This window comes from Alteromonas sp. ABH4_453, from assembly GCF_056160665.1.
The window spans coordinates 155,106-172,098 of sequence record NZ_JBSWXP010000004.1; the positions used below are offsets into that span (position 1 = coordinate 155,106).

Annotated in this window: 14 protein-coding genes; 10 read left to right on the forward strand and 4 right to left on the reverse strand. The window is 44.6% G+C overall.

What is annotated here, in order from left to right; genetic code table 11:
- Nucleotides 1-65 precede the first annotated feature (65 nt).
- The 4 genes from folB (at nt 66) to ACXAGV_RS09445 (ending at nt 2,215) form a co-directional block, all read left to right on the forward strand.
- Nucleotides 66-419 (forward strand): dihydroneopterin aldolase, encoded by a 354-nt coding sequence (gene folB, locus ACXAGV_RS09430; protein ID WP_474873034.1) that lies wholly within the window; start codon nt 66-68, stop codon nt 417-419.
- Nucleotides 419-913, forward strand: a complete 495-nt coding sequence (folK, locus tag ACXAGV_RS09435; RefSeq protein ID WP_334059082.1) for a 2-amino-4-hydroxy-6-hydroxymethyldihydropteridine diphosphokinase — start codon at nt 419-421, stop codon at nt 911-913. Before folB ends, folK begins: the two co-directional genes overlap by 1 nt.
- An 8-nt stretch (nt 914-921) precedes the next feature.
- Nucleotides 922-1,722 carry an undecaprenyl-diphosphate phosphatase gene (locus ACXAGV_RS09440; RefSeq protein WP_474873035.1) on the forward strand — a complete coding sequence of 267 codons (801 nt, stop codon included), beginning with the start codon at nt 922-924 and terminating at the stop codon, nt 1,720-1,722.
- A gap of 121 nt (nt 1,723-1,843) precedes the next feature.
- Complete coding sequence (locus ACXAGV_RS09445) at nt 1,844-2,215, forward strand: histidine triad nucleotide-binding protein (protein WP_474873036.1); 372 nt, start codon at nt 1,844-1,846, stop codon at nt 2,213-2,215.
- Between the two features lie 108 nt (nt 2,216-2,323).
- Here the strand turns inward: ACXAGV_RS09445 and ACXAGV_RS09450 are convergent, their stop codons facing one another.
- A complete protein-coding gene (locus ACXAGV_RS09450) occupies nt 2,324-4,018 on the reverse strand; it encodes a dipeptidyl-peptidase 3 family protein (RefSeq protein ID WP_474873037.1) in 1,695 nt (564 codons plus the stop codon).
- A gap of 443 nt (nt 4,019-4,461) precedes the next feature.
- On the opposite strand from ACXAGV_RS09450, the gene ACXAGV_RS09455 reads away from it, so the two are divergent.
- Complete coding sequence (locus tag ACXAGV_RS09455) at nt 4,462-5,298, forward strand: HDOD domain-containing protein (protein WP_474873038.1); 837 nt, start codon at nt 4,462-4,464, stop codon at nt 5,296-5,298.
- Nucleotides 5,299-5,418: 120 nt separating this feature from the next.
- On the opposite strand, the gene ACXAGV_RS09460 is transcribed toward ACXAGV_RS09455, so the two are convergent.
- A complete protein-coding gene (locus tag ACXAGV_RS09460) occupies nt 5,419-6,609 on the reverse strand; it encodes a benzoate/H(+) symporter BenE family transporter (protein ID WP_474873039.1) in 1,191 nt (396 codons plus the stop codon).
- Nucleotides 6,610-6,796: 187 nt separating this feature from the next.
- On the opposite strand from ACXAGV_RS09460, the gene ACXAGV_RS09465 reads away from it, so the two are divergent.
- Nucleotides 6,797-7,360 (forward strand): helix-turn-helix domain-containing protein, encoded by a 564-nt coding sequence (locus ACXAGV_RS09465; RefSeq protein WP_474873040.1) that lies wholly within the window; start codon nt 6,797-6,799, stop codon nt 7,358-7,360.
- A gap of 204 nt (nt 7,361-7,564) precedes the next feature.
- Here the strand turns inward: ACXAGV_RS09465 and rdgC are convergent, their stop codons facing one another.
- Nucleotides 7,565-8,476: a recombination-associated protein RdgC gene (rdgC, locus tag ACXAGV_RS09470; RefSeq protein ID WP_014948279.1), complete on the reverse strand. Its 912-nt coding sequence runs from the start codon at nt 8,474-8,476 to the stop codon at nt 7,565-7,567.
- A gap of 128 nt (nt 8,477-8,604) precedes the next feature.
- The gene (locus ACXAGV_RS09475; RefSeq protein ID WP_474873041.1) at nt 8,605-10,338 is read right to left on the reverse strand and encodes a sensor histidine kinase; all 1,734 of its coding nucleotides are present in this window, start codon (nt 10,336-10,338) and stop codon (nt 8,605-8,607) included.
- Nucleotides 10,339-10,603: 265 nt separating this feature from the next.
- Here ACXAGV_RS09475 and phoB point away from each other — a divergent pair, with 265 nt between their 5' ends.
- The 4 genes from phoB to ACXAGV_RS09495 all read left to right on the forward strand — a co-directional run bounded on the left by phoB (nt 10,604) and on the right by ACXAGV_RS09495 (nt 16,961).
- Entirely contained in the window at nt 10,604-11,293 is a 690-nt protein-coding gene (gene phoB, locus ACXAGV_RS09480; RefSeq protein WP_118490259.1) for a phosphate regulon transcriptional regulator PhoB, read from the forward strand.
- Nucleotides 11,294-11,392: 99 nt separating this feature from the next.
- The gene (gene phoR / locus ACXAGV_RS09485; protein ID WP_474873042.1) at nt 11,393-12,694 is read left to right on the forward strand and encodes a phosphate regulon sensor histidine kinase PhoR; all 1,302 of its coding nucleotides are present in this window, start codon (nt 11,393-11,395) and stop codon (nt 12,692-12,694) included.
- 97 nt (nt 12,695-12,791) lie between these two features.
- Nucleotides 12,792-13,745: a PstS family phosphate ABC transporter substrate-binding protein gene (locus tag ACXAGV_RS09490; protein WP_474873043.1), complete on the forward strand. Its 954-nt coding sequence runs from the start codon at nt 12,792-12,794 to the stop codon at nt 13,743-13,745.
- A 423-nt stretch (nt 13,746-14,168) separates the two neighbouring features.
- The gene (locus ACXAGV_RS09495; protein ID WP_474873044.1) at nt 14,169-16,961 is read left to right on the forward strand and encodes a hypothetical protein; all 2,793 of its coding nucleotides are present in this window, start codon (nt 14,169-14,171) and stop codon (nt 16,959-16,961) included.
- Nucleotides 16,962-16,993: the final 32 nt, after the last annotated feature.

The window sequence follows — 16,993 nt, forward strand, 5'->3', positions numbered from 1 at the left end:
CCAGTATTGAAGCCGGAAAGTAGGGCAATAAACTGGTTTGATAACAGACAAGATGAAAAAATTCCATGGGAAAAATTTATATAACAGGGCTTGAAGTAGACACCCTGATTGGTGTTTATGATTGGGAGCGAGTAAGAACCACCCAGCTACTTCTTGATGTAACACTTGATGTTGACTTAAGCGCGGCGATGCAAAGTGATGATGTTGCAGATACAGTAGATTATGCCAAAGTAGCCGAGTGCATCGTGGAAGTAGGTAAAGAAAGTACGTTTGAACTGCTTGAGGCGTTCGGCAGCAAGGTTATGGACACCGTACTTGCTCACTTCTCGGTTTCAGCAATAACGCTTAAAATCGTTAAACCTAATATTCTTCCTAATGCGCAAACCGTCGCCGTTGAAATGCGAAAAGAGCGCAACTAATGCCTGAACATACCATTTTAATTAGCATTGGTTCCAACATTGAGCGCGAGCATTACACTAGGCAGTCTTTGGTTGCCCTAAAACAACACTTTTCTGATGTTTCAGTGTCTTCCGTTTATGAAAGCGAAGCTGTAGGCTTCAACGGCAGCCCTTTTTATAACGCTGCGGCCCGAGCTACAACGTCAAAAAGTATTGAAGAGGTGTGTGCCATTCTCAAAGCAATTGAGAAAGACAATGGAAGAGTGCATACCGACAAAAAATTCTGCGCTAGAACCCTTGATCTCGATTTGCTTACCTATGATAGTAAGGTAACCACATCCCCTGTGGTTTTGCCTCGCGAAGAGATTTGTTACAACGCGTTTGTGCTTTGGCCGTTAGCTGAACTTGTTCCCGACGACATTCACCCTGAAACGCAAGAAACCTATGCCCAAATGTGGCAAAACTTTGATAAACAGAAACAGCAATTATGGCCAATTGACTTTACTTGGAGTTAAGCAAAGGAATGACACTTTTCGAAATCATTATTTTAGCAATTATTCAGGGCGTTACTGAATTTCTTCCAATCAGTAGTTCTGGGCACTTGCTGCTACCCGCTGAGCTTTTCGGCTGGGTAAGCCAAGGTTTGGCATTTGACGTAGCGGTACATGTGGGAAGTCTTCTTGCAGTTATGATCTATTTTCGTCAAGAAATAGGGCAGATGACGGTAGCATGGGTAACGCAAGGGTTTAGTAAGCAACAATCTACCGACAGCAAGCTTGCATGGTACGTGATTGTGGCGACTATTCCTGCGGTGATCATTGGCTTTTTAATGAAAGGCTGGATAGAGGAAAACGCACGTACGGCGTTGGTAATAGCGGGTACCACTATTATTTTTGGTTTGCTTTTATGGTATGCCGATTCGACAGCTAAGCGGGAACAAGAGCTTGAAGGGTTGACGCTAAAACAAGCCATTTATATCGGCTTAGCCCAGGTGCTAGCGTTAATTCCGGGGACATCTCGTTCGGGGATAACGATGACTGCTGGCTTGATGCTAGGACTCAAGCGCGAAGCCTGTGCGCGCTTTTCCTTTCTGTTGTCTATACCTGTCATTCTAGGGGCGGGGTTGTTAGCCACCTTAGATTTACTTAAAGCAAATGAAGCAGTCGACTGGTATGCATTGCTATATGGCGCAGCATTTTCATTCGTAAGCGCCTACCTTTGTATTTACTTATTCCTAAGCTGGATATCCCGCATAGGCATGCTGCCTTTCGTTATCTATCGCTTAGCGTTAGGCGTAATACTTCTTTGGTTTGTTTTCGCATGAAACAAGGCTTTTGAGACGACTAAAAACACCGTAATGTAGATTTTGTTATTGTGTTGGCGAAAGAGCCATCATTAATCGTTAACGCAATAAATAAATATCTTAATAAAAAGGAATGTGAGACATGGCAGAAACAATTTTCGATAAAATTATCAGCAAGGAAATTCCAGCAGAGATTTTGTACGAAGATGAACTGGCGCTGGCGTTTAAAGATATAAACCCGCAGGCTCCGACTCATTTTCTGGTTATTCCAAAAAAGCAAATTGCCACGGTAAATGATATTGCAGAAGAAGATCGTGAAGTAGTGGGGCACTTATCATTTGTGGCAGCAAAAATTGCCAAGGAGCAAGGCTTTGCTGACCAAGGTTTTCGTACGGTAATGAACTGTAATGAATACGGTGGCCAAACCGTATATCACATACACCTCCATGTATTAGCGGGTAAACCGCTAGGTTGGCCGCCATATACTGAGAATATGAAGCAACACGTAGAGTAACGTCTTCGCTTAAAGATAAAAAATGCCGCCATTTGCTAAAAAGGCGGCATTTTTATTTACGCTCCAGATAAATGAGCTAAATGAGATTAAAAAGTGAAACCGAATGGCTTACTCAGTAAGCCCCAACACTTTCTTACCTTGGTTAAAGTGGATATCAACCGGGATGCTCGCAGCCTCTAGACGCGCTAAATCCGAAGCCAGATCGGGTTTAATTACCCCCATAGTTTCTACTAGCTTCGCCACACCGTCGTAATCGCCGTCACCTTGAAGTGTGAGAATTAATTCTGATAGTGCCTCTACTGCAGCGCCCATCTTCTCCATATTCACTCTATACATGCCGTCTTCTGTTTTCTCAAACGCACCTTGCTGTGCAAAGAAGTTAAAACGAATCATGTTCGCTTTGCCATGAGCAGAGCTTGCCCCGAAACGCACTGAACGGAAAATGCCAGCCATAAAGGTAACGTAATAATCTTCTAAAGTACCTTCAGTGATTTCACCTTTTTCAAGAAGACTTTGTACCATGTACAAACCTAGAATATCCGCTTTGCCTTCTTCAAGAGCAGAGGCATGCTCTTGAAGTGCTCCGCGCACAGTCCCTGAACCATCTAGGGTGTTCTTAATCCCTAAACCGTGCGCCACTTCGTGAAACATGGTGTTCGCAAAAAAGGCGTCGAAGGTTATGTGTTCACGTTGCTCTGGTACAATTAACGTATCCGCAATAGGCACCAAAATAGTATCGAACTTTGCACGCATCGCGTTTTTAAGCTGAAGGCGGCGGGTACCTTTTTCTAGCTGTACTCGCTCATCATTGGGCAAGTTAATCGCAATGGTCTTACTGCCTGCATTAGAGTGACCAGCATAATAAATAACATCATAAGCGTTAAGGTCTGCATCAGAACCTGGCATTTCCGCTTTATATGCCTCAGCAACCGGAAGACCTTGCTGTAATTCAGGCAAAAAGGCAGCGTACTTAGCTAGCTTTTCACTCCACGCTAAATCTTTAATAAGCACGTAGGCTTCAAATGCTGCGCGATAGCCAAAGAGTTGGTCTTCGTAGCTTTCGATAGGTCCAATCACCAGCTCTACAGGGTTGGTCTTCATATCCATCCACGCCATATCAGAGGCAAGATAATCGTTTGACAGCAATGCCTCAGAACGCAGTTGAAGGTATTGCTTGAAGCTTTCATCTTCAGCTAGCTCTGACGCTTTTTTTAGTAGGTCAGATGCTTTCATTAACTCACTCTTAAAGGCTTCAGAGTAAGGCACTGAATAAAGGTTACCTGCTTCATCGCGCTTCACTATAGAATACAAGCCTTGCTTGTCGGCAAACTCAGCCGTAGCAAATTCTTCCTTTTCCATGTCGTGAGGATAAAACTCAGCACCTAGGGCTTTATCTTCATAGCCGCTGATAAATGGTGTGTCGCCATTTAAGCGATCCCAAGGGCCGTAGTTTATCGCTGCAAAATGACGGATCCTTTCGTCACTTATTGAGGAAAGAAAGGCATCTTTATCTTCGAAAAACGCCTGTTTCCAAAACAGGTCGTCCATTATTTTCGAAGCATCTATTAATAGCGAAAGCATCTTATGTTGGTTGTCACTCAGGTGTGACAAATCGCTGGTAAGGTCTACGGCGTGATAAATTGACAAGCGAGACTCGTCAATAAGTAGTGTTTGCTCTGTAGTGGTGTCAGGCTTTGCCGTTTGAGTTTGTGTTGTATCGGCGCTTTTGCTGCACGCTGTCAGCAAGAACAACCCTGCTATAGCAGCAGCAATAGGAGAGTATGTTGAAATCGTTTTTTTCATAATGAAGTTTACCGTGTCGTTACACTGTCATTAAACAGTAGTTGGTGCGGTGATAAAGTAGTTCACTATAGCTATGCTTTTGATTTTATACAAAAGTATGAAAATTATTTGCTCAATATCAATAGTGGTTTGCTACTAGTTGTCTATACTTTAAGTGAGCTCCGGTGCTTCTGCGGTTATTTATTATTCGTACTGAAGCAGCCTTTTTTAGTTGGTCGAAACCAAAGAGCTACTATAGTATGGTGATAGAAATACCATAATAAAACAATAAACGGTTTGTATTTTAGCGTGAAACATAGAGGCTATGTGAGTAAACGCAGGGAATGCAACGCATGAACATTCAGTTTGTTTAGTGCGTCAGAATTATTGATGCCTAGATGAACAACGGGTAACGCAAACTATCGCCTTATCAAGGCTATTTGGAACTTTCTAAGGGTAGAAATATGTCTACACAGAACGCGCTTTCAACCATCTTGGTTGAAAAAATAAATAATGACACACTGGTCCTTCCTACACTTCCGGCAATTGCATTGAAAGTCCGTAAAGCGGCAGACGATCCCGACATTAACTTAAATGCGATGGGTGACGTGATTGGTCAAGATCCCTCACTAAGCGCGAGAATGATCAAAATCGCTAATAGCGCTTACATGGGCCGAAGTGTGAAAGTAACCTCTATTAGCCAGGCTGTTACACGAATAGGCTTGCGTCAAATTAAAAATATCTCAACAGCATTGGCCATGGAGCAGTTGTTCGTTTCTAAAAATGATGTTGTTGCGCGCTATCTTCAGCAAGAGTGGGCAAACACAGTAAATATTGTTGCAAACGCAATGGCTGTGCTTCAAATGTATATCGCGCGAACTAAAAAGCGTGAAATGAGCATGGACACCATGACGTTAGCAGCATTGGTTCATAACATTGGTGTGTTGCCTATTTTGACTGAGGCTGAGCGTCATCCTGACGTATTTGCTAACCCTTCATTCCTTGAAGTGGCCATTGATAAATTGGCCGGCCGAATTGGCGCAAGTATAATGCGTGAATGGGGTTTTGGGGATAGCTTTGTCAACGTGGCTAAAAACTGGAAAGATTTAAGCTACATGCCCGATGAACTAGGTTATATTGATTTTGTACGTGTGGGCGCGGCAGTCTCTGGTGCTGCAGGCAGTCAAAAAGACGCTATATTAAACTTAGCGATGCAGCGCGGTGTGGTTGAAGATATGGGAGAGCTTCACTCTGATGAGTTTGAAGAACTAGCAAGCGTCGCGAAACAAATATTCTTATAAGCGCTAAAGTTATAAGAAGCTTGATACTACTATTAGGCCGATACAGAAGAAGATTTTCAAAAGTATCGGCCTTTTTGTTAGGTAAATTTCGCTATGGGTTACAGCGCTAAACAAGCAGGTCTAGGCATTATTAGGCTTCTTTTGAACATACAGCAACAATAAACCTAATCCCAATCCCCACACTGCTGAGGTCATGGAATATAAACTAAATCCAGACGCCGTACACAGCATGGTAAGCAAAGCGGGAGCCCTGTGATGCTCTACTTCCATGGCGCGAACCACCGCTCCTTGTAGCGTAGCCAAGAGGGCTAGTCCAGCAAGCAGATGAATAATGATACTTGGCATACTGGCAAAGAGTGTAACGACCACAGACGCTAATAGCCCCATGAACAAATATGCCACCCCCGCTGCTATGGCCGCTTTATAGCGCTGCGACTTTTCACGATCCGCTTGTTCGCCCATGCATAGTGCTGCCGTTATCGCTGCTAAGTTAAAGGTAAAACCACCGAAAGGTGCTAATAAAGCTTGAACAATGGCAATGCCTGACAAAATTGGTTTATGGTCGGGCGTGTAGCCGTGGGCGTGATGAATAGCTATACCAGGCAAGTTTTGAGAAAGCGTGGTGATAAGAAAAAGGGGAAATGCTAATCCAACTGCAGCACTGAGAGAGAAAGTGGGCGTTACCCAAATAGGCTCGGGCAGGGTAAATATTGATGACAGCCCTGATGAGGTACTTGGTAGAGCAACAACACCGCTAGTACTACCCATAAACAAACTAATGCCTACTGACATAACTAGTAGTAACAGCATCAAATAGCGAGGAAATAGTCGGCTTCCTATTAGATATGCTGCGATAAATAACGCTACTAAGTACGACGCGTCATTAACATCACTGAATATCGCAAGGCATATAGGTAAGAGAATGCCGGCCAAAAGCGCCGATGAGATTGCAGGAGGAATTCGGCTTATTTGTTTAAGCAGGCTACGGCTTTGCGCAGTTGCAAGAGAAAGCAAGGCACATAGTATAAATGCACCAATAGCTTCACTTAAACGGTAGTCACCGATACTGGTTAACAAAAAGGCCGCGCCAGGGGTAGACCATGCGGTAACAACGGGCAGTTTGGATAGCCACGAAAACAGAATGCAGGTAATGCCCATTCCGAGCCCAAGCGCCAACAACCAACTCACTACCATGTCGTCGCTGGCGCCGGCTTTACGCGCTACATCAATGATAATGACAACAGAACTACTGTAACCTACTGTAACCGCGGTTAGCCCTGCGCTGATATGACTTAACTTCCATTTACTCATGAAAACCCTCGTGATGGAATTTCAATTTGGAATCGACTGAGCGATAAAAACACGCTTCTGGTGTCTATCGGTTGTGCTACTCTACCTTTTTGTGCGCTATAACGTACAATAGGTAACTTAACACTTGTGCGTTATAACGCACAAGTGGTTAATTAACGTCAGCGAAAAAATAAAAGGCCTTCATTACATGATAAAAGCGAACGCGCAGCCTTCTGCTATTTCAAGAAGTATTGCACAGCACCTGCAGTCTGTTCGCAAAGCTAGGGGGCTTTCCCTTGATAAAACAGCGCAGTTGACGGGGGTATCTAAAGCCATGTTGGGGCAAATAGAACGAGGCGAGTCTAGCCCCACAATCGCTACCTTGTGGAAGATAGCAACCGGCCTTGCGTGTTCTTTTTCTTCTTTCTTGTCAGGTGATGAAACCGCACCTACGTCCCAACATGTTGATAACAAGTTCGCTAACGATCCAAATGTAACCATAAAAACGCTATTTCCGTTTAACTCAGCCACTCAGTTTGAAATGTTTGAACTATGCTTAACTGACTTTCATGAGCAGCACTCTTCGGCGCATCAAATAGGCGTCACCGAACATATTCACGTACTACAAGGAACGTTAGGGGTTTTGCAAGATGGTCAATGGCAAACCTATCAAGCGCAAGAGCAATGTCTATTACGTGCAGACCAGCCCCACGGTTATCGAGACGAAGTAGGAGAAACGCGGTTTATTGTGGTTATTCACTATCCCACTTAAAGCGGATGGGTAACTTTCTTGTAAGCGCTAGGAAAAAGGCTAGGAAAAGTTAAGAGGTATTTGCGCTACATGACGGTTGCCAGTTCAAACAAGCAAGTTAATTAACAGGCCCTAATAAAAAGCCTAACTACCTTAAGGTAATTAGGCTTTTCGATAGCGCTAGGCTATCCCTCTCATCTGATTTTTTATTGGCGAGAAGTTCGCTTACAAACTATCGTCGTTAAGATTAAGCGCGCCACGAAGGAAGTTTAACAGGGTACAAATTTCTGCTGACATGAGCGCAAACTCTGCATCAAGGCGCGCTTCAACCTGATCTTTTGGCACATCGTCAGTTTCTTCTTTAATGCGGTCGGTGAACTTTACACGTTTAATGGCGCCATCTTCACACATAATAGCCGTTAACGTCTCTGCGTATTCGAATGCGACCTTTTGAACCAGCTTACCGGCATCAAGGTGAATACTGATTTCTTCACTGTCTAGCGGCTGGTTCTTACAACGAATAACGCTGCCCGTGTCATCGGTAGATTTAAGTTCAGCTTCTTCAAGTAGCCCTACACCTTCTGGTGTTGACTCAGTAACCCAGTGCGTAAGTTCGCTTTGAAGGCTTCTGCGCGTAAAGGGCACAACGGGCAGTGAACCAATGGCTTTTCTTACCATGGCCAAAAAGGCTTCTGCTTTGCCATCAGATGATGCGTCAACTACGACTAAGTTGTCAGCAAGCGAGATAAAACCGTGGGTGTAAGTGTTTTTTGTAAATGCCTGAGGTAACAGACGTGTTTGAATTTCTTGTTTAAGATCTGCCTTGGCTTTTTTGCCAACGGGTGAGCCCGTTTCCATTTCAATCTTAGCCACCATTTCATCAAGCTCGGCATTTACCACTGCACCGGGTAAGATCTTTTCTTGTTTTTTTAGGGTTATCCAAAAACGCTGTTGAACAACGTGGAACATAGTGCCTTGCTTACCCGCCTGAGAAAACGGAGAGGCGAACCCCATAGTTGCTAAATCCTGGCTGCCGCATGGGCGAAAAGCGTGTTCGTTAAGGGCACGTTCTAAGTCGCCCTCGTCTAGCGATAACGGTTGAGTTATTTGATAGGCTTTTACATTCTTAAACCACATAGTGTAAGCATTCTCTTGATAAAAATAGGGCGCAAGCGTACCAACGTAATACTTGCGATGCAATTGAATAACTGGCCCTAAAAAGCGCGCCTACTGCACGCTTTACAGATTGAAAATAAAAAGAAGGTTTAAGCGTGCGTTTTCTTAGGAAACCGGATGATGTACTGTAAGCCGTTACCGGGTGTGCTGTCAGCTTCGATATGGCCTTGAAGTGACTGGGTAACCAAGTTATACATAATATGTGTGCCTAGACCACTGCCACCTTCCGCACGTTTGGTGGTAAAGAACGCATCAAACAATTTGCCTAGTTCTTCTTCACCTAAGCCCCTACCGTCGTCGCTGTAGTGAACCACAACGTAGTCGCCAGCTTCTTTCACATCCAATGTTATGGTGCCGGCTGCCTTATCTTCAAATCCATGTGTGATTGAGTTAACGACCATATTAGTGACAATCTGCGCGATGGCGCCAGGTGCACAGGTCACAACTAAATTGTCAGGGCAGGATACGTTAATTTGATGTTCAGTATGCTTGAAACTTGGCCTTAGCGACTGAATGATTTCGTTAATGTAATCACCTAAAACAAACTCGCGTTCGGTTTCGCTTGTTTGGTCAACGGCTACTTGTTTAAAGCTGGCAATAAGGTCAGATGCCCGCTCTAAATTACTCAAAAGTAAGAGTGCAGTTTGCTCAGCCTCGTCAATAAAGCTTGCCATATTCTTACTGGTAAGGCTTTTATCTTGAAAGTCGGTCTTTAAATTGTTCAGTCGCTCTTGAAGAAAACTGGCAGCGGTAACGCTCACCCCTAGGGGCGTGTTCACGTCATGCGCTATACCCGCAACAAGGCCGCCTAGTGAGGCCATGCGCTCTGATTCAACTAATTGTTCTTGTGCCTGATGAAGCGTATCCATTGAACTGGCGAGTTCTTGGTTGCGTTTGCGAAGTTCAGCTTCTATGTACTGGCGGTTTTCGTTTTCCTGGCGAAGCTCTCGTTGATGGGTAATAAGTTCATCTTTTTGCTGCTCTAAGTCGAGCATGATTTGAGACAAAGATGCGGTCTTCTTTGCTACTTCTTGTTCTAATATTAGGTTTTGGTCGTCTAGCTTCTTGTTGGCGAGAGTAAGTTCATTCTGCGCGTCTTTCAGCTTATTGTTTGAAATAATAAGGTCATCAATAACGTGGTTGTAAGATTCCTTAAGCTGTAATAACTCGTTGTCATCATCGAGTTTTATGCTGAGTTTACTCTCCTCTGGATGCTGCGGGTCAAAGTTACCCATTTGCTCAGTAATGGTTTGCAGCGGTTCAGAAAGCATGGTGCGAAATGCGGTCATAAATAAGAAGACAAGAAAAGTGGTTTTTACTAATGCATTACCGATGAGAAAAAACACGCCCACTTCAATACGACTAAAAATAGTGTCGAAGCTCGAATACAGGGTGACATCGCCAACGGTAGATTCACGCCCAGAGAATTTAAACACCAATGGAAAGCTATAGCTAAAAACGCCGCCGGAGTGATCTTCTATGAGTTCTTGATCAACAGGCGCGGGTGAGCGTTGCGCACGAATGCCATACTCTGCAATATAGTTGCCATTCTCACCGCGTACTTGAAGCCCTTCAACGATAGGCAGTGACATTAATCCTTCAGCAATAGCGCGAACCTGATCATTATTTAACTCCCACAAGGCGCGTGTCAGGCTTGAAGAAAAGGTGTTTTTCAGGGTTTGCAGCTCGCCTTCAACGTGATTTTTTGTGCTGAGATATTCAGTAAAGATTTGTCCTATTGTCACAAGAAACGTGAGCGCAAAGTACACCGACAATACCCTGGCTAAGAGCTTCCTTGATAACCCTGTCTTGACCGCAGCCATAGAAAAACACACCCCTGTTACTTCAGACTTTTGATGATACCCACACCATGGCGAGATAGTCGTTATAAATTACATACGCGTTGAAATTTAAGACAAACCAAGAATATGCGCAATCGTATGAATAAACAAGATTCTATGCTTAAACTTTGTGCATAGCATGTTTTATAAACGTATTAAACTTGACACATTAATGTAATCGTTTTAATAAAACTGTCACAGACCACATTAATAATAACGGCGTTTAAAAATGAGCAGGAATATTACGATGTCTCGTACAGTGTTGGTGGTTGAGGACGAAGCGCCTATCCGTGAAATGCTTAAGTTTGTACTTGAGCAGTCTGGTTTTAACATAATTGAAGCTGAAGATTTTGACATCGCACAGGAAAAAATTTGCGAGCCTTACCCAGATTTAATCTTGTTAGATTGGATGTTGCCGGGAGGAAGCGGTGTGCAGCTGGCAAAAAGTTTAAAGCAGCACGAGTTTACTCGTGACATTCCCGTTATCATGCTTACGGCGCGAGGCGAAGAAGAAGATAAAATTCGGGGGCTGGATGCAGGTGCGGACGACTACGTTACCAAACCATTTTCGCCGAAAGAGCTTGTGGCAAGAATCAAAGCAGTGATGCGTAGGGTCACGCCCACATCAAACGAAGAGCCGATTGAGTTTAACGGACTTAAACTTGAGCCTGTATCGCATCGTGTTATGGCCAATGAAGAGCCGTTAGACATGGGGCCAACCGAATTTAAGTTGTTGCACTTTTTTATGACGCACCCAGAACGTGTCTACAGCCGAGAGCTACTGCTGGATAATGTGTGGGGAACAAACGTTTATGTTGAAGACAGAACGGTAGACGTACATATTCGACGCTTACGCAAGGCTATATCTCGCCATGGCCATGATGCTATGATCCAGACCGTACGTGGCGCTGGCTACCGTTTTTCTACTAAGCTGTGAAAAAACGGAGAGAATAGGGAGTAGCTTATGTTACTTCCTTCATGTCTATGCGCCTTCTGAGTGTGCGCCTATTTCCATTTTAACAACGCGAGTTATTTCATGTATTACCCGTTCTCTTGGTTGAGAAGTACATTGCGCTTAGTGCTATTCCTTGTGGTTTTTGCGCTTGTAGGGTGGTATTTGGATGATATGCTGTTTGCCGTTGCTATTGGCGCAACGCTACTTTTATTATTTAACTATTGGCACCTTTATAAGTTAAACCGCTGGTTATGGCATAGTCGTAAAATGTCTCCCCCTACTGTGCGTGGCGTATGGGAGCATATTTATGAAGGTATTTATTATCTTCAGCGCCGTAACCGCAATAAACGCAAAGAGCTTGGCGAGTTAGTGAAACGCTTTAGAGAAGGCTCTGAAGCCCTTCCAGATGCGGCGGTTGTGGTTGACTCTAAGGCTTGTATTATTTGGTGTAATCGCCTGGCGCGGTTAGATTTGGGGCTTAAATGGCCGCAAGACTCTGGACGTCGAATCGATAACCTGTTGCGTCACCCGGAATTTATTCAGTACTTTCATGCGGGCAACTACAAATACCCCATTGAAGTACCATCGCCGACGAACCCCAATAAAACCTTCGAGTATCGAATAATGCCTTATGGCGATGAGCATCTGTTGCTGATTGCCCGTGATATAACACGTGTATCGCAGCTTGAAGAGATGCGTAAAGACTTTGTGGCGAACGTTTCGCATGAACTACGTACACCGCTCACGGTCATTAACGGGTATCTTGAAATTCTACCTATTGATGAAGGTTCTGATCCTTTCATGCAAAAAGCGATGAAAGAAATGACATCGCAAACTCAACGCATGCAAAATTTGATAGAAGATTTGCTTGTGCTATCGCGTATTGAAGCCAGCTCTGAACGCATCTACGAAAATGTTGTGAATATTCCTGCTGTGCTTGCTCAAGTTGAAAGGGAAGCACTGGCCCTCAATAAAGAAAAGAACCACGCTATCAAATTCCATATTGATGAAGAGTTGTATGTCTTTGGTGTCGAAACCGAACTACGCAGTGCCTGTTCTAACTTGGTGTTTAATGCCGTTCATTACACCCCCGCTGGTGGTGAGATAAACGTATATTGGCGTCGCGGTGCGAGCGGCGCTCAGTTTTCTGTAGTAGACAACGGTGATGGCATTGAACAGAACCACCTTAATCGCTTAACAGAACGCTTTTACCGTGTGGATAAGGCGCGTTCTCGTAAAACAGGGGGGTCAGGCTTGGGGCTTTCCATTGTAAAACATGTATTAAGTCATCATAATTCCCGTCTAGATATAACCAGTACACTGGGTGAAGGTAGCCAATTCTCCTTTGTTTTGGATAATGAATTGATTGCAGAAAAGCTGTAACCGTAAGAGGCGAGAAACGTTGGTGAGAAAACGGCATAGAATGGCGAGCGGGTTTAAATATTTAGGTCTTTTAAATCTCATCTTTGCAGTAACTTTAATGTTGCCACTTGGAGTATTTGCCAAGCCCCAAAGTTCACAAGGTTCGTCATCAGCCTCAAGCGCGTATCAAGTACCAGCCTATGAACGAAAGCCTGGGGTGGCAGGAAAAATATCTTCTGTTGGTTCAGACACGCTGGCAAACTTAATGACCTTTTGGTCACAGGAATTCAAAACCCTCTATCCGCAGGTAGGCTTTCAAATTCAGGCGTCTGGTTCATCTACCGCTCCGCCTGCGCTGATTGAAGGTACTGCAACCATAGGGCCTATGAGCCGAGAATTAAAACCCAGTGAGATACGGGACTTCACGCGAACCCACGGTTACCCGCCAACAGTATTGAAAGTGGCAATGGATGCCATCGCCATTTTCGTGGACAGACGCAATCCGCTGCCGGGGATGACTCTTGAGCAAGTTGATGCCGTTTTTTCTGAGACCCAGTTTTGTGGCAGCGATACAGCCATTACCAATTGGTCTCAGCTTGACGTTTACGACGTAGGCTATCGCTCTCCTATCAGGCTGTACGGTCGAAATTCAGTATCGGGTACTTATGGTTTGTTTAAAGTGATGGCGCTGTGTGACGGGGACTTTAAGAATACGGTTAATGAGCAACCCGGTTCTGCTTCTGTAGTATTGTCTGTTGCCAGCGGTACAGGTGCGATTGGCTATGCTGCTTACGGCTATAAAACCGCAGGGGTTCGCGCTTTGCCTTTAGGTGAGTCGCTAGATAGCTTAATCCCTCTTTCTATCGATACGGTGCGCAACGAAACGTATCCGTTTGCTCGTTTTCTTTATTTGGTGATAAATAAAAAGCCAGGTGAGCCCTTACCTACTCTGGAAAGGGAGTTTTTGCGCTATATCTTGTCACAGGAAGGGCAGCAGCAGGTGTTAAGAGATGGGTATTTCCCTATTCGTGAAGATGTATTGGTACGCCAACGTCGATTACTCGATGAATAATTTTGTTTTTCACTACTAACGATTTGGTAACGACATACCTAGTAAACAGATTTTTCTCAAAAAAAGTGCTTTGAAATATTCAGGTGCTTTCAACCATTCTTGTCATAATTACGTCACAAATCAGGCAGGTAGGCTCACAATCTAGGTTAAGATTGGGGGGCAATAGAGGCTATGGCGAGTACAAAAGTATTCTCGAATTCAAGTAAGCGATGCAAGCGTTCCTCCGCTAAGTTTCAGAAAAACAAATAAAAACAAATTTATTATTGGCGAGAATTACAGTTCATTGGGTGTTTTTTAGCTTAAAATTGAACTTTTTCTGTGAAACTTTTGTTACAGCGCCTTTATGTAACAAATGTGTCATCTACCTTAGGTAAAGTTTTCGCGTTTTCTAAATCCATAATTATACCGTACTTGGAGAAACACATGGAACTTAAGCAACTTTTCAAAGCTTCAGCTATTGCTACTGCTCTTGTGCTAGCAGGCTGTGGCGGCGACATCAATATTAGCGAAGGCGATATTGATAACAGCGTTACTAATACAACAAACAATAGTGGCAGTGACACTGATGGCGGCAACACTGGCGGCGATACAGGTTCAACTGATACAGCGCCAGGTGAAGTTAGCTCTTTCCTAAGTGGTGAAGTTTCTGATGCGTTCGGCCAAACGGTTGAAGTACGCGTTCTTTCAGGTCGCTTAACAGCTGACGATGCTGACGACCAAGGCGTTATCACGCTAACCAACGACAAAGTATGGGCGCTTGAAGGTCCAGTGTTTATCGGTAACGACAAAGCTGACAGCGTGACACTTGCAATCGAAGAAGGCACAGTGATCTTTGGTCGTACTGGCGCTGACTATCTTGTAGTAAGCCGTGATTCACAAATTGAAGCTGAAGGTACAGCATCAGCGCCTATCATCATGACATCTTTTAACGATGTTGTTGGTGATGAAGTTGGCGCTGGCCAATGGGGCGGCGTAGTTATTCTTGGTAACGGTACGTCAACTAAGTGCCCACAAGACGGTTCTGATTGTGCGCTTCAGGTTGAAGGTGCAGAAGAGGGTGCAGTATTTGGTGGTACAGACGATACAGACAGCTCTGGTATCCTTAAATACGTAGTTGTTAAATACGCTGGTTTTGAAATTGCGCCAGACAACGAACTTAACGGTATCACTTTTGGTGGTGTTGGTTCAGGTACAGAAGTTGACTATGTACAAGTACACAGCAACGCGGATGACGGTGTAGAATTCTTCGGTGGCGCGGTAAACGCGAAACACTTAGTTTTAACAGCTAACCAAGATGACTCAGTAGACTGGGACAACGGTTACAAAGGTAAGCTTCAGTATGTTTACGTTCAGCACGCTGCTGACAACTCTGACGCAAACCGCGGTATTGAAGGTGACGGCGACGGTGGTGACGGCCTAGAATTCTCTAAGCCAATGATCGCAAACATGACAGTTATCGGTAACACTTTCGACACAGCAGACGCTGACTCTGAAGGTTTACTACTTCGCGACCAAACTGGCGCAAACCTAATGAACTTCCTTATCACTGGTCCAGAAGCAATGGGCGAGTGTTTAGAAATGGACACAGACGAAACGGTTCAAGCTAACCTTTCTGACGGTGACCTAACCATGACTTACTCAGCTATCGCTTGTTCTGAGCCGTTCAACACACCAGAAGGTGCAGTTGACCTAGAAGCGTGGTTTACAGGTCAAGAAGGCAACCAGCTAATCGCGTTTGAAGACCGCGCAAATCTTGGTCTTAACCCAGACGGTACACTAACAGCTCAAAGCGACCTTCTTACAGCTGGTGGCGACGCGTCTACATTGCTTGATACTTTCTTTGAAGCGAACACATTCGTTGGTGCTATTGGCGAAGATGACTGGCGTCAAGGCTGGGCATTCGGTTTCGGTGGCGGTAACATCGAATTAGTGGAAACTGCTTCTGGCTGTCCATCAGGTACAACTTCAATCACGCCAGTAGACGGTTCAACCACTACGTGTGAAGTATCAGGTACTATCACATCTGACCTTACGCTTACAGAAGGTAACTTCTACGCGCTTTCAGGTGCAGTATTCGTAGGTGGCGACAAAGAAAACAGCGCAACGCTTACTGTTGAGCCAGGCGTAACTGTTTATGGCGCATCTGGTAACGACTACCTAGTAATTAGCCGTGACTCAGAAATTAATGCAAACGGTACTGCTGAAGACCCAATCACATTCACTTCACGTGACCACGTTGTTGGCGGTCTTGAAGCGGGTGAAGCTGGTCAATGGGGCGGCATGATTGTTCTAGGTAACGGCGAATCTACTAAGTGCCCTCAAGACGGTACTGACTGTTCACTTCAAGTTGAAGGTGCACAAGAAGGTGCAGTGTTCGGTGGTACAGATAACACTGATAGTTCAGGTACGCTTCGCTACGTTCGCGTAATGCACGGTGGTTTCGAAATCGCCCCAGATAACGAACTAAACGGTATTACGTTTGGTGGTGTGGGTTCTGGTACTACTGTTGAGTATGTACAAGTACACAAAAACGCAGACGACGGTGTTGAGTTCTTCGGTGGCGCAGTAAACGTTAAATATCTTACGCTAACAGGCATCCAAGATGACTCTGTAGACTGGGATAACGGTTACAAAGGTAAACTACAATTCGTTCTTGTTAAGCACGCAGAAGACAACTCTGATGCTAACCGCGCAATTGAAGGTGACGGCGACGGCGGTGACGGTACTGCGTTCTCTAACCCAATGGTTGCTAACATGACTATCATTGGTAACGAGTTCGATACTGCTGACTCTGATTCTGAAGGCGTTCTTCTTCGCGACCAGACAAACGCACAGTTATACAACTTCGTAGTTACTGGCCCAGCGGGTATGGGTGAATGTTTCGAAGCTGACCTAAGCGATGGCGACACTACGCTACTTGCTAACATGGACGGCACTAACGACCCACAACTTACTTTTGAAACTTCTGTACTAGCATGTGCCGAAAACATCAAAGATTCTGGTGACTTTAGCCAAGAAGACTGGTTCACCGCACAAACAGGTAACAGCCTACTTGATAATACTGCGACAGTACTTAACGGTATCTACACAGTAGACGCAACTGCTGCGACTGACGTATCGACGCTAGACAGCTTCTTCTCTTCAGTAGATTTTATCGGCGCAGTTAAAGACGCTGATAACGACTGGACTGCGGGATGGACTGTTGGTCTTGAATAAGACCCAGTTCGCATAGCTAAAAACAAGCAAGT